Origin of the sequence: Mycolicibacterium confluentis, assembly GCF_010729895.1 — a bacterium.
In the GTDB taxonomy this organism is placed as follows: Bacteria; Actinomycetota; Actinomycetes; order Mycobacteriales; family Mycobacteriaceae; genus Mycobacterium; species Mycobacterium confluentis.
Genome location: NZ_AP022612.1, coordinates 4,519,911 through 4,533,916, shown reverse-complemented (window position 1 = coordinate 4,533,916; position 14,006 = coordinate 4,519,911). Strand labels below are relative to the sequence as shown.

At 68.3% G+C, this 14,006-nt stretch carries 12 protein-coding genes; 11 read left to right on the top strand and 1 reads right to left on the bottom strand.

Features of this window, described 5'->3' with window-relative positions; all coding sequences use genetic code 11:
• Positions 1–2 precede the first annotated feature (2 nt).
• The gene (locus G6N34_RS21485) at positions 3–575 is read left to right on the top strand and encodes a VOC family protein (protein ID WP_085151782.1); all 573 of its coding nucleotides are present in this window, start codon (positions 3–5) and stop codon (positions 573–575) included.
• A 9-nt stretch (positions 576–584) separates the two neighbouring features.
• On the opposite strand, the gene G6N34_RS21480 is transcribed toward G6N34_RS21485, so the two are convergent.
• Positions 585–1,232, bottom strand: a complete 648-nt coding sequence (locus tag G6N34_RS21480) for a TetR/AcrR family transcriptional regulator (protein ID WP_234812872.1) — start codon at positions 1,230–1,232, stop codon at positions 585–587.
• Positions 1,233–1,315: 83 nt separating this feature from the next.
• Here G6N34_RS21480 and G6N34_RS21475 point away from each other — a divergent pair, with 83 nt between their 5' ends.
• The 10 genes from G6N34_RS21475 to G6N34_RS21430 all read left to right on the top strand — a co-directional run bounded on the left by G6N34_RS21475 (position 1,316) and on the right by G6N34_RS21430 (position 13,983).
• Positions 1,316–2,185 carry an oxygenase MpaB family protein gene (locus G6N34_RS21475; protein WP_085151780.1) on the top strand — a complete coding sequence of 290 codons (870 nt, stop codon included), beginning with the start codon at positions 1,316–1,318 and terminating at the stop codon, positions 2,183–2,185.
• Positions 2,186–2,221: 36 nt separating this feature from the next.
• Complete coding sequence (locus tag G6N34_RS21470; protein WP_085151779.1) at positions 2,222–3,118, top strand: class I SAM-dependent methyltransferase; 897 nt, start codon at positions 2,222–2,224, stop codon at positions 3,116–3,118.
• Between the two features lie 149 nt (positions 3,119–3,267).
• Complete coding sequence (gene eccA / locus G6N34_RS21465) at positions 3,268–5,112, top strand: type VII secretion AAA-ATPase EccA (protein WP_085151778.1); 1,845 nt, start codon at positions 3,268–3,270, stop codon at positions 5,110–5,112.
• Positions 5,109–6,656, top strand: a complete 1,548-nt coding sequence (gene eccB, locus G6N34_RS21460) for a type VII secretion protein EccB (RefSeq protein WP_085151777.1) — start codon at positions 5,109–5,111, stop codon at positions 6,654–6,656. The genes eccA and eccB overlap by 4 nt, the downstream gene beginning before the upstream one ends.
• The gene (eccCa, locus tag G6N34_RS21455) at positions 6,653–10,615 is read left to right on the top strand and encodes a type VII secretion protein EccCa (RefSeq protein ID WP_085151776.1); all 3,963 of its coding nucleotides are present in this window, start codon (positions 6,653–6,655) and stop codon (positions 10,613–10,615) included. Before eccB ends, eccCa begins: the two co-directional genes overlap by 4 nt.
• A gap of 3 nt (positions 10,616–10,618) precedes the next feature.
• Positions 10,619–10,930, top strand: a complete 312-nt coding sequence (locus G6N34_RS21450; RefSeq protein ID WP_085151775.1) for a PE family protein — start codon at positions 10,619–10,621, stop codon at positions 10,928–10,930.
• Positions 10,931–12,490, top strand: a complete 1,560-nt coding sequence (locus G6N34_RS21445; protein WP_085151774.1) for a PPE family protein — start codon at positions 10,931–10,933, stop codon at positions 12,488–12,490.
• A gap of 45 nt (positions 12,491–12,535) precedes the next feature.
• Positions 12,536–12,829: a type VII secretion protein EsxS gene (locus tag G6N34_RS21440; RefSeq protein WP_085151773.1), complete on the top strand. Its 294-nt coding sequence runs from the start codon at positions 12,536–12,538 to the stop codon at positions 12,827–12,829.
• Positions 12,829–13,116, top strand: coding sequence for a WXG100 family type VII secretion target (locus G6N34_RS21435; protein ID WP_085151772.1), 288 nt, complete (start codon positions 12,829–12,831; stop codon positions 13,114–13,116). The genes G6N34_RS21440 and G6N34_RS21435 overlap by 1 nt, the downstream gene beginning before the upstream one ends.
• A gap of 21 nt (positions 13,117–13,137) precedes the next feature.
• The gene (locus G6N34_RS21430; RefSeq protein WP_085151771.1) at positions 13,138–13,983 is read left to right on the top strand and encodes an ESX secretion-associated protein EspG; all 846 of its coding nucleotides are present in this window, start codon (positions 13,138–13,140) and stop codon (positions 13,981–13,983) included.
• Positions 13,984–14,006 lie beyond the last annotated feature (23 nt).

Below are 14,006 nucleotides of genomic sequence, written 5' to 3'. Positions count from 1 at the left end.
TTATGATCAAGCCGCGGAACGTCAACACCGAGTTCGAACTGGGCGGCATCAACCACGTCGCCCTGGTATGCGCCGACATGCAGCGCACGGTGGACTTCTACAGCGGTGTGCTGGGAATGCCGCTGATCAAGTCCCTGGATCTGCCGAATGGCATGGGCCAGCACTTCTTCTTCGACGCCGGCGGCGGTTCCTGCGTCGCGTTCTTCTGGTTCACCGAGGCGCCCGATCGGGTGCCCGGCGTGTCGTCGCCCGATGCACTGCCCGGTCTCGGCGAGATCGTCAGCGCCGTGAGCACCATGAACCACCTGGCGTTCCATGTTCCTGAGGAGCAGTTCGACGCCTACCGGCAGAAGCTCAAGGACAAGGGCGTGCGCGTCGGTCCGGTGCTGAACCACGACGAGAGCCCGGCCCAGGTGGCCCGGCACCTGCATCCCGGGGTCTACGTGCGGTCCTTCTACTTCACCGACCCCGACGGCATCACGCTCGAGTTCGCCTGTTGGACCAAGGAATTCACCGAATCCGACACCGTGACGGTGCCGCGCACCGCGGCCGACAGGCGCATTCCGATCGCCTGACCGGCGCACTCACTCGCGGAACAGGCTGGGGTCGTTCAGGTCGTCGACGATCGCGATGAGAAGGTCGATGAACTCCTCGCTCGACATCACGACCTCGCCAGACAGCCATGCGCTGATGGTCTGACGCAGTCCGCCGAGGACGAAGTTGGTGGTGGCCTTGAGGCGATTACTGCCGCCCACGCGCAACGCGGTCTGAATGTGCAGATCGCCGAGGTTGACGAACAGTTCGGCGCGCTGTGCCCGCATCCGCAGGATCACGGCATTGGACAGTTCGGTGCTGAACAGCAGGCGACCGATCCGGGGATCCTCGGCGATCGTCCGCACGATGCTCGTGATGCCGGCGCGGTTCTGGTCGGCAGCGGGGACGCCCGTGACGGCGGCCTGAGTGGTGGTCGCGAGTTTCGCCGTCGCGGCGTCGAAGACCGCCTCGATGAACGCGTCTTTGTCGGCGAACGCCTCGTAGAAGTACCGTGCCGTCAGGCCGGCCTTGGTGCAGATGGCGCGCACGGTCAGATCGTCGGGATCGGTCTGCCCCAGCAGGTCCATGCCTGCGTCGATCAACTGCTGCCGGCGCCGGGCAAGACGCTCCCCGGCCTGGACGCCGCGATAGGGGCGCTGCGCTCTGTCAGCGCTGTCTGGACGTCCGACCTCTGCCACGGACCTCATATTGACACTCGATCACAGTCAGGCGCTAAAATTCCGACAACAATCGTTATCACTTTTGAGGCAAGGTCAGGTCCATGACGATCAGCGAGGTCCGTCCCGCACCCGTACGCCGAGCTCGTCGAGGTGCCAGCATCGATGACGGGTTGATGGGTGTGGCGCTGTTGGCTGGCCCGGCCAACGTCATCATGCAGTTGGCGCAGCCCGCCGTCGGCTACGGCGTGATGGAGAGCCGGGTCGAGAGCGGCCGCGTCGACCGGCACCCGGTCAAGCGCGCCCGCACGACGTTCACCTACCTCGCGGTGGCCACCAATGGCACCGACGAGCAGAAGGCCTCATTCCGGCGTGCCGTCAACCGCGCGCATGCCCAGGTGTATTCCAACGAGGACAGCAAGAGCCCCGTGGCGTACAACGCGTTCGACAAGGACCTTCAACTGTGGGTGGGGGCGTGCCTCTACAAGGGTGGCGTCGACGTCTACCGCACCTTCATCGGCGAGATGGACGACGAGACGGCCGACCGGCACTACTGCGAGGGCATGCCGCTGGCCACGACCCTTCAGGTGCCCGAGGAGATGTGGCCGCAGGATCGCGTGGCCTTCGAGCGGTACTGGAACGAGTCCCTGGAGAAGGTGCACATCGACGACGCCGTACGGGAGTATCTGTATCCCATCGCGATCAACCGTCTGCGCGGAATGCGGCTGCCCGGTCCGCTGCAGCGCAGGCATGAGGACTTCTGGCAGCTGGTCACGACGGGCTTCCTGCCGCAGAGGTTCCGCGACGAGATGCGGCTGCCGTGGAATCCGCAGCGGCAGCAGCGCTTCGACCGCCTGATGGCCGCGCTGCGCACCGGCAACAACGTGCTGCCGAGCTTTGCACGCCGACTCCCGTTCAACGTCCTGCTCAAGGACCTGGATTGGCGGGTGCGGACCGGGCGCCCCCTGGTCTGACACACCCTGTCAGGTCGCGGGCGTACCGTCGCCCGCATGAGGACTGACAACGACTCCTGGGACATCACCACCAGCGTCGGATCGACGGCGCTTTTCGTCGCAGCGGCACGCGCGCTGGAGGCGCAGAAACCCGATCCGGTCGCGGTGGATGCCTACGCCGAGGTGTTCTGTCGTGCGGTGGGCGGATCGTGGGCCGCCGCCCTCGACGACCCCGAGGGTGAAAGCCGTCTGCGCACTGAGGATTTCGGCACTCACTTCGTCAACTTCCAGGGTGCCCGGACTCGATGGTTCGACGAATTCTTCGCCGCCGCCGCCTCCGACGGCGTGCGGCAGGTCGTCATCCTTGCCGCGGGCCTGGACTCCCGGGCCTACCGACTGCCCTGGCCGGACGGCACGGTCATCTACGAGTTGGACCAACCGCGCGTGCTCGACTTCAAGCGCGAGGTGCTCGAAGCGCGGGGCGAGTCGCCCACGGCCACCCGCGTGGAGGTGGCCGTCGATCTGCGCGACGACTGGCCCGCCGCCCTGCGGGCTGCCGGGTTCGACCCGGCAGCGCCCAGCGCCTTCGTCGCCGAGGGTCTGATGATCTACCTCCCGGCCACGGCGCAGGGCCAACTGTTTGCCGGAATCGATGCACTCACGGCGCCCGGCAGCCACGTGGGAATCGAGGAGGGCGAACCCATGCCCGCTCCCGCATTCCAGGCCGCCAAGGCCGCCGAACGCGCCGCGGGAGGTGATGCGGTGTTCTTCGCGTTGGTCTACAACGAGAAGTTCGCCGACGCCGACCAGTGGTTTGGTGCCCACGGCTGGGATGCGGCGCGGACGCCACTGGCTGAACTTCTGACTGGGCTGGGTCGGACACTGCCACCGGCGGGCTCGCCGGCCGCGTCGATGGTCAACGCAAACACCCTGGTCAAGGCCATAAAAAAGTAGAACTGCCTGGGCTGGGCTCGCCCCGAGGGAAGGCTCGACAGTTAGCTTATGCAATGCTAACTTCTGCAAGTTGGCGTGAACAAGTTAACGACGTGTATGAGCCGAGGAGACGGGGTGGGAGCGGCCTTGCTGCGCCCGCAGGAATGACTATGGGTACCGCAGACAACGGCACTGATGTGCTCACGGCGCTGGCCGCCACCCGGGTTGACGATGACGTGGTCAGCCGCTTCGCGACGTGCTGCAAAGCGCTCGGCCTGACGGTCTATGACCGCCGACGACCAGCGGACCTCACCGCCGCCCGATCCGGCTTTGCCGCGCTGACCCGCGTCGCGCACCAGCAGTGCGACGCCTGGACCGGTCTCGCCGCGGCGGGGGACACCTCGGTTCCCGTCCTGCAGGCGATCGCCGAGACGCTGCCCACCGCGGGCCTGCTGCAGCGCCGGATCGAACTGGAGTCCGCGGCGCTGGGCTTCACCTATGACACCGGCCTGTACCTGCAGTTGCGCGCCGCCGGGCCCGACGATTTCCGGTTGGCCTACGCCGCGGCGTTGGCCGCCGCCGGTCGCCTGGCCGACGCCGACGCCATCGTCTCGGAGATCCTCTCCCGGCGCTCCGGTTGGCACGACGCCCGCTGGGTCGCCACCGCGATCCACTACCGCGCGCAGCGCTGGTCGGACGTCGTCAAGCTGCTCACCCCGATCGTCAACGACAAGGACCTCGACGCGGTCTTTGCGCACGCCGTGAAGATCGCCCTGGGTACCGCTCTGGCGCGGTTGGGAATGTTCGCGCCCGCACTGTCCTACCTCGACGAACCCGACGGCCCCATCGCGGTCGCGGTCGTCGACGGTTCGCTGGCCCGGGCGCTGGCCCTGCGTGCGCACGGTGATGAGGAGACCGCAGCCGAGGTGCTGCAGGATCTCTACGCGGCCAACCCCGAGAACGAGCAGGTCGCCGAGGCCCTGTCGGATCCGTCCTTCGGCATCGTCACGACGTCGGCCGCGCGGATCGAGGCCCGCACAGATCCCTGGGATCACGAGACCGAGCCCAGTGACGCCGACTTCGTCGACCCGGGCGCACATGAACGCAAGGCCACGCTGCTGGCCGAGGCCGAGCAGCAGTTGGGTGAGTTCATCGGCCTCGACGAGGTCAAGGACCAGGTGTCGAGGCTCAAGTCGTCGGTCGCCATGGCGCTGCTGCGTCAGGAGCGCGGCCTGGCCGTCGCGCAGCGGTCCCACCACCTGGTTTTCGCCGGCCCGCCCGGTACCGGTAAGACCACGATCGCGCGCGTGGTCGCCAAGATCTACTGCGGCCTGGGGCTGCTCAAGAAGGAGAACGTCCGCGAGGTGCACCGTGCCGACCTGATCGGACAGCACATCGGCGAGACCGAGGCCAAGACCAACGCGATCATCGACAGTGCGCTCGACGGCGTGCTGTTCCTCGACGAGGCGTACGCCCTGGTGGCCACGGGCGCCAAGAACGACTTCGGCCTGGTCGCGATCGACACGCTGCTGGCGCGCATGGAGAACGACCGCGACCGCCTCGTGGTGATCATCGCGGGCTACCGCGCAGACCTCGACCGCTTCCTGGACACCAACGAGGGTCTGCGGTCCCGCTTCACCCGCAGCATCGACTTCCCGTCGTACACGCCCAGGGAACTGGTCGAGATCGCCAATTCCATGGCCCAGCAGCGCGACAGCGTGTTCGAGGACGCGGCCCTGGCCGACCTCGAGAAGCGGTTCACCCACCTGGCCTCGGCCACCATGCCCGACGCGACCGGAGTGGACCGCCGCAGCCTGGATATCGCAGGCAACGGCCGGTTCGTCCGCAACGTGGTCGAGCGGTCCGAGGAGGAGCGCGAGTTCCGCCTCGACCACTCCGAGGCCGCGGGTACCAATTCGTTCTCTGATGAGGAGCTGATGACGATCACCGCCGGTGATGTGGGCAGGTCGGTGGCGCCGCTGCTTCGCGGCCTGGGCCTGACGGTGCCCGCATGAGCGACGACAAGCGGCGCGACGGCAACGCCGAGGACTCCGAACGTCGGTCCTTCACGTCGCGCACCCCGGAGAACACCAACCTCGACGCGGTCACCTACCGTCGCGGGTTCGTCACCCGGCACCAGGTCACGGGCTGGCGCTTCGTCATGCGCCGCCTGGCGTCCGGGGTGGCGCTGCACGACACCCGCATGCTGGTCGACCCGCTGCGCACCCAGACCCGGGGTGTGGTCCTCGGCGCCCTTATCGTGGTCACGGGACTGCTTGGCTGCCTGATCTTTTCGTGGATCCGCCCGGGCGGAACGGTCGGCGGCAGCGTGATCCTGGCCGACCGCGACAGCTCGGCCCTCTACGTCCAGGTGAACGGCAAGGTCCACCCGGTCCTCAACCTCACCTCCGCCCGCCTGATCGCCGGCGCGGCCGACAAGCCGACCGCGGTCCGCAGTGCCCAGCTCGACGAACTTCCGCGCGGTGCCATGATCGGCATCGCCGGGGCCCCTGAGCGCATGGTGCAGAACGCATCACGCGACGGTGACTGGACGGTGTGCGACGGTGTCGGCTCCAGCTACCCCGGCGTGACCGTCATCGCCGGCGCCCCCGCCGAGGGCAGCGAACGAGCCGCGAAGTTGGCCGCCGATCACGCCATCCTGGTGTCCTCTGGCGGCGGTGCGTGGCTGCTGTGGGACGGCCGCCGCAGCCCCATCGACCTGGCCGACCGAGCGGTGACGTCGGCGCTCGGCCTGAGCTCGAACGTTCCTGCGCCGCGGTCGATCTCGCCCGGCCTCTTCAATGCGATTCCGGAAAGCCAGCCGCTGCGGGCGCCGGTGATCCCCGAGGCCGGCGGCCCCGCGGGATTCCCCCTTCCGGTGCCCGCACCGGTTGGTGCGGTCGTGGTGGCGTACGGCACTGACGGCTCGGTGCTGCACTACGCCGTGCTGCCCGACGGGCTGCAGCCCGTCTCGCCCGTGTTGGCCGCACTGCTGCGCAACACCAATTCGTATGGGCTGGACCAGCCGCCGCGACTGGACCCCGACGAGATCGCGAATCTGCCGGAGTCCCGCCTGCTCGACACCGCGAGCTACCCGGCGCAGCAGCTCACGCTCGTCGATCCCGCGTCGGCGCCGATCAGCTGTGTGCGCTGGACCAAGGCCGCCGACGCCAGCACCAGTTCGCTGACCCTGCTGTCGGGGGCCTCTTTGCCCATCGCCGACAATGTCCGCCCGCTTGACCTGACGCCCGGTGGTGCGACCACGGCGACCCGCGTGGCGCTGCCGGTCGGCACCGGATACCTGACGCAGACCGTGGGGCAGGAACCGGCGTCACCGATCGCGGGTTCGCTGTTCTGGATCGCCGACACCGGCGTGCGGTACGGCATCGAGGCCGACAACGCCGAGGAACTCGCGAAGACCGTTGGGGCGCTGGGTCTGACCCCGCCGCCCGCCGACATCCCGTGGTCAGTGCTGTCGCTGTTCGCGCCAGGGCCCGCGCTGTCCAAAGCTGACGCGCTGACCGCCTACGCCAGCAACGCTGGGACGGAGACCCGATGAGCAGGTTGATTTTCGAGGCGCGCCGGCGACTGCCCCGGCCTCAGCTCCGCAAGGGGACCATCACGATCGAGGCGCCGCCGGAGCTGCCGCGGGTGATTCCGCCGTCGCTGCTGCGTCGCGCGCTGCCCTACCTGATCGTCATCCTGATCGTGGGCATGATCGTGGCGATGGTCGCCACGGGAATGCGGATGATCTCACCGCAGATCCTGTTCTTCCCCTTCGTTCTGCTGTTGGCCGCGACCGCCCTGTACCGCGGCACCGACAACAAGATGCGCACCGAGGAGGTCGACGCCGAGCGTGCCGACTACCTGCGCTACCTGTCGGTGGTCCGCGACAATGTGCGTCAGCAGGCCGCCGACCAGCGTGCCGCCCTGTTGTGGTCGCATCCCGACCCGGTGGATCTTCCTGCGGTGCTGAGCAGTTCGGGCTCGCGCCGGCAGTGGGAACGTGACCCGCACGACTCCGACTTCCTGGTGATCCGCACGGGTCTGCACGACGTTCCGCTGGACACGGCCCTGCGCGTCAAGGACGCGGTCGACGAGGTCGACCTCGAGCCCGTCTCCTACAGCGCGCTGCGCTCACTGCTGGAGACGCAGCGCACCGTGCGCCAGGCGCCCACGGGCATCAACCTGGCCAAGATCTCGCGGCTGACGGTGCTCGGCGACACCGCCGAGGTGCACGCGGCCGTGCGGGCGTGGATCGCGCAGGCGGTCACCTGGCATGATCCCGGTGTCCTCGGTGTGGCGTTGGCCAGTCCGGAGCTGGAGTCGCAGGACTGGTCCTGGTTGAAATGGCTTCCGCACGTAGATGTTCCGGGTGCGATCGACGGCGTCGGCCCGGCCCGTTTCCTGGCGTCGAGCGCCGACGAGCTGATCGCCAAGATCGGCCCCGTGCTGGCCGAGCGGCCCCTGTTCGACGGGTCCGATGCCAGCACGTTGGGTCTGCGGCACCTGCTGATCATCGTCGACGATCCCGACTGCGACCTGTCCGCATCGGTGCTGTCGGCGGCCTGGGCCGGCGTCACGGTCGTGCACCTCTCCGATGTGCCGCCGCACCGCGAGCAGTATCCCGATCCCGAGAAGCCGATCTTCAAGATCGGCGACGGGCAGATCGAACGGTGGGGTGCCAACGGCTGGCAGCGGGCTGTCGACCGGGTCGACGCGCTGGCCGCCGACGAGACCGCGCATCTGGCGCGTCAACTGTCGCGGTGGGATTCGAACCCCACCCACGCGGGCCTGCGCTCGGCCGGCACCAGCGGAGCCACGTTCACGACACTGTTCGACATCGCCGACGCCACGCAGTTGGACGTTCCGACCCTGTGGGCCCCCCGCAGCCGGGACGAGGAGTTGAGGGTGCCGATCGGCGTCACCGCCACCGGTGAGCCGCTGTTCTTCGACCTCAAGGACGAGGCCGAGGGCGGCATGGGCCCGCACGGGCTGATGATCGGTATGACGGGTTCGGGCAAGTCCCAGACCCTGATGGCGATCCTGCTGTCGCTGTTGACCACCCACTCGGCCGACCGGCTGATCGTGATCTACGCGGACTTCAAGGGTGAGGCCGGGGCGGACATCTTCCGCAACTTCCCGCAGGTCGTCGCCGTCATCTCCAACATGGCGGAGAAGAAGTCGCTGGCCGACCGCTTCGCCGACACCCTGCGTGGCGAGGTCGCGCGGCGTGAAACCCAGTTGCGCGACGCCGGACGCCGCATCCAGGGCAGCGCGTTCAACTCGGTCACCGAATACGAGGCCGCGATCGCGGCCGGGCATGACCTGCCTCCGATGCCCACGCTGTTCGTGGTCGCCGACGAGTTCACGCTCATGCTCGCCGACCATCCCGAGTACGCCGAACTGTTCGACTACGTCGCCCGCAAGGGTCGCTCGTTCCGGATCCACATCCTGTTCGCCTCACAGACGCTCGACATCGGCAAGATCAAGGACATCGACAAGAACACGTCGTACCGGATCGGACTGAAGGTCGCGAGTCCGTCGGTGTCGCGGCAGATCATCGGGGTCGAGGACGCCTACCACATCGAGTCGGGCCGGGAGCACAAGGGCGTCGGCTTCCTGGTGCCGGCTCCGGGCGCAGATCCGATCAAGTTCCGCAGCACCTACGTCGACGGCATCTACGATCCGCCGCGGCGCCCCAGATCCATTGTGGTGCCTGCTGATCCCCGCCCGCAGTTGTTCACCGCAGCCGAGGTCGACGCCGACGAGGACATCGTGGTGGCGCCCTTCGACGACGCGGACGTCCCCGTCGGCCCGCCGAAGAAACTGATCGCCACGATCGGTGACCAGCTGGCCGGCTACGGCCCGCACGCGCCGCGACTGTGGCTCGCACCGCTCGACGAATCGGTCGCACTCTCCAGTGTCCTGGCCGACGCCGCCGTCCCCGAGGGCCGGGGCGTGTGGCCACTCGGTGAGATCGACCGTCCGTTCGAGATGCGCCGTGACCCACTGCTTTTCGACGCCACCTCGGCGGCGGGCAACCTGCTGATCCACGGTGGTGCGAAGTCGGGCAAGTCGACCGCGCTGCAGACATTCATCCTGTCCGCGGCCTCGACCCACTCGCCGCGTGACGTCGTGTTCTACTGCTTGGACTACGGCGGCGGACAGCTTCGGCCGCTGGAGTCGCTGGCCCACGTCGGCAGCGTCGCCTCGCCGCTGGAGGCCGAACTCATTCGCCGCACGTTCGGCGAACTCGAGCAGCTTCTGGCGCGTCGCCGCCAGGCCGGCCCGGGGGAGATCCACCCGCGGGTGTTCCTGGTGATCGACAACCTCTACGCCTTCGGCCGCGACAACACCGACCAGTTCAACACGCGGAACCCGTTGTTGAACAAGGTGACCGAGCTGGCCAACAACGGCCTGGCCTACGGCATCCACGTCGTCATCACCACGCCCAACTGGCTCGAGGTCCCGCTGGCCATGCGCGACGGCCTGGGGATGCGTCTCGAACTGCGGCTGCCCGATCCGCGGGACAGCAACGTCCGGATCACGGGCGCGGTGCGCAGACCGGCCGAGAGTGTGCCTTACGACCAGCCCGGTCGCGGCCTGACGATGGCCGCAGAGCACTTCCTGTTCGCGGCACCGGAGTTGGGGCGCATCGACGAGATCAACGCACGGCACCAGGGTGTCGCGGCACCCGCCGTGCGCCTGCTGCCGACCGATCTGGCCCCGGCCGCCGTGGCTCCGCTGTACCTGGGAGCCGAGCAGGTCGTCATCGGTCAGCGCGAAGAGGATCTGGCGGCCGTGTCCGTCGACTTCGCCGCGCATCCGCTGCTGATGGCACTCGGCGACACCAAGTCCGGCAAGACGACGCTGCTGCGCCACATCATCCGCACAGTGCGGGAGAACTCGACCTCCGACCAGGTGGCCTTCACGGTGCTCGACCGTCGCCTGCATCTGGTCGAGGAGCCCCTGTTCCCGGACAACGAGTACACGGCCAACATCGACCGGATCACCCCGGCGATGCTCGGACTGTCGGCCATCATCGAAGGGCGCCGTCCGCCTGCCGGGCTGACACCTGCCGAGTTGGCCAAGTGGACCTACACCGGGCACACGCACTACCTGATCATCGACGACGTCGACCAGATCCCGGACGCTCCGGCGATGTCGGGACCGTATGTGGGACAGCGGCCGTGGACACCTCTGATCGGTCTGCTGTCGCAGGCGTCGGATTTGGGCCTGCGGGTGATCGTCACCGCCCGCGCCACGGGTTCCGGACATGCCCTGATGACCAACCCGTTGTTGCGCAGGATGAACGAACTGCAGGCCACAACGCTGATGTTGTCTGGGAATCCCCAGGATGGCGGCAAGATTCGCGGCCATCGGTTCTCGCGGCTGCCTGCCGGCCGCGCGGTGTTGCTGGACGACACCGACACCCCGACCCATGTCCAGCTCGTCAATCCGTTGATCGGCGTGAGCACCACCCACTTCAGCACCAACAACGAAGGAAGGGAGTAACCCATGACGCTCCGTGTGGTTCCCGAAGGCCTGGTGGCCACCAGTGCCGCGGTGGAGTCGTTGACGGCCCGACTGGCCGCCGCGCATGCCGCCGCCGCTCCGCTCATCAGTGCGGTGATTCCGCCTGCGGCCGACCCGGTCTCGCTGCAGACCGCCGCCGGATTCAGTGCGCAGGGCCTCGAGCACTCCGCCGTCGCCGCCCAAGGCGTCGAGGAGCTGGGCCGCTCGGGCGTCGGAGTCGGCGAGTCCGGCACCAGCTATGCCACCGGCGACCTGCAGGCCGCCTCCACCTACATGATCGCCCGCGGGGTCTAGATGACCGCGCCCGTCTGGTTCGCGTCGCCTCCCGAGGTGCACTCGGCGCTGCTGTCCAGCGGCCCGGGTCCCGGGGCGCTGTTGGCCGCCGCGGGTGCGTGGAGCGGTTTGAGTGCCGAGTATTCGGCTGCGGCGGCTGAACTTTCGGCTCTGCTTGGTTCGGTGCAGGCCGGCTCCTGGGAGGGGCCGAGCGCCGAGCAGTACGTCGCCTCGCATGCGCCCTATCTGGCGTGGCTCAACCAGGCCGCCATCAACAGTGCCGGGGTGGCCGCCGAGCACAACACGGCCGCGGCGGCCTACACCACGGCGCTCGCGACCATGCCGACGCTGGCCGAACTCGCGGCCAACCACGCCATCCGCGGCGCGCTGATCGCGACGAACTTCTTCGGCATCAACACCATTCCGATCGCGCTCAACGAGGCCGACTACGCCCGGATGTGGGTTCAGGCGGCCACCACGATGACCACGTATCAGGCGATCAGCACGGTCGCGCTGGCCACCGCGCCGCGGACCACCCCCGCGCCGTTCGTGCTGACGCCGGGTGTCGGCGAGATCGGCACCATGATGGCCAACCTGACGCAGATGGGCGCGCAGGCCCAGGCGACGGAATCGGGTTCGGCACTGGAGAGTTCCGAGAGCAGCCTGCCGGACTGGCTGCGGTCCTATCTGGAGGGCCTTCCCGGCGGTGAAGAACTCGTCAAGTTCTTCGAAGATCCGCTGGGCATCCTCCAGCAGATGATCACCGACTTCGCCACCAACCCGACGGCCGCGCTGACCACTTGGGGCCCACTGCTTTTCGCGCTCGGATGGCAGGTGGTCTCATGGATCGGCGCTCTGACCGTCTATCCGACGCTGCTGCTCTCCCCGCTGCTGCTGCCGGTGGTGCTCGGTCTCGGCATTCCCGCCATCGTCGCGTTGGCGGAGCGCCTCACCCAGGTGCCACCGCCCCTCGAAGAGGCGGCACCGGAGCCTGCGCCACCGATCCGCACCGAGCAGCAGTGGCCGCTGGCCAACGTGCCGGGCTCGGCCGCACCCGCGACGGGTGGGGCCGGTGCACCGCCCGCGCCGATGTCCGGAGGCGCGACGGCGACCCCTGTGCCTGCCGCAGGCGCCGAGATGGCGGGTTATGCGGTGCGCGGTGACGACCCGGGCGAGGGCTTCTGGCCGACGCTGACCGACCGCACCGGCGTCAAGGCACCGGCCTCCGACATGGCCGCCGCCGCTGCGGCAGGGGCCCTTGCCTCGACCCGCGAGAAGGCCCGCGCCCGGCGGCGCCGAGGCGCAGGGGTCAAGGACCGCGGACACCGCGACGAGTACATGACCATGGACGACGGACCGTCGACCCCGCCCGAGCCCACCCCGCAGCCGACGACCTCGGCGTCGACTGCGGGCGCGGGCCGATTGGGTGCCGCCGGAGGTTTCACGGGCACCGAGACCAAGGAGAAGGTCGGCGAGGCAACGGGTTTGACCACCCTCGACGACGACTCCTTCGGGAACGGCCCCACCACGCCCATGCTGCCCAACAGCTGGGGAGAGGGGGCACCACCTGAACGTCCGTAGTCGAAGAAACGTCCTGTTGAACAGACTGATTGGAGAACAACGAGCATGAGTCTTCTCGACGCTCACATCCCCCAGATCATCGCCTCGGAATCGGCGTTCGGCGCGAAGACCGCGCTGATGCGCAGCACCATCGCGCAGGCCGAACAGGCCGCGATGTCCGCTCAGGGCTTCCACATGGGTGAGTCCTCGGCCGCCTTCCAGGCCGCCCACGCGCGCTTCGTCGAGGTCGCCGCCAAGGTGAACACGCTGCTCGACGTCGCGCAGGCCAACCTCGGCGAGGCCGGTGCCACCTACGTCGCCCAGGATGCCGCCGCCGCCAGCACCTACGGAGGTTTCTGATGTCCCAGATCATGTACAACTACCCGGCGATGCTGGGCCATGCGGGCGACATGGGTGCCTACGCGGGCACGCTGCAGGCCCTCGGCGCCGACATCGCCACCGAGCAGGCCGCGCTGCAGAATGCATGGCAGGGCGACACCGGTATGACGTACCAGGCCTGGCAGGCGCAGTGGAACACCGCGATGGAGGAGTTGGTGCGCGCGTACCGGGCGATGTCCACGACGCACGAGACCAACACCATGTCGATGCAGGCGCGCGACGCCGCCGAAGGTGCTAAGTGGGGCTGACAGTCCTCATCGGAGTGACCAGTGGCGCCTAATGCGGTCGAACTGACCGTCGAGGCGGCCTGGTTCATCGCGGACACGGTGGGCGCCGGCACCTTCCCCTGGGTGCTGGCGATCACTCCGCCGTACCGCGACGGCTCTGATCGGGCGGCTTTCGTCGCCCGTCAGACCGAACACCTCACCCGACTGGGTGTGATGACCGACGGCAGGATCGACCCGGCCGTCGAGCAGTGGATCCGGGTGGTCTGCCACCCACAGCGCTGGCTCGAACTGCGCTTCGTGGGCAGCGGATCCGACTCCACCGATCTGCTGCGGGGGATTGTGGCGTGCCGTGACGACCGGATCGTGGTGGCGCTGCGCAACGCCCACCTCGTGACGTTCACGGCCGTCGACATCGTGGATCCGCACGGCCTGGTGCCCGTGGTCACGGTGGGTCTGTCGAATCGGCGTCCCGCCGCGTTCGACGAGTTCGCGATGCCGGCCAGGGTGGGGGCCCGCGCGGACGAACAGTTGCGTCGGGGCGCCGAACTGTCCTCGGTGATGGAGTATCTCGGCATCCCCGAATCCGCGCATGCCGTGGTGCAGGCGGTCTTCGCCGGGGCCCGATGCTATGTCGAGATCGTCGCGGGCCAGCGCCGAGACGCCACGGAGGACACCTCCGAGGTCGGTGTCGCGATCTTCGACACCGCCGAAGGGCGGGTGCTGGTGAGTCCCACCCGTGCCTATGACGGCGAATGGGTCTCCACGTTCACGCCAGGGACACCGTTCGCGATTGCACTTGCACTACAGAATCTGACCGCGACACTGCCTGACGGCCAATGGTTCCCGTCGGCGAACGTCGCACGAGACTTCACCACGCTGAAGAGCTGACCGAACCAAGCTGAGAGAGAACG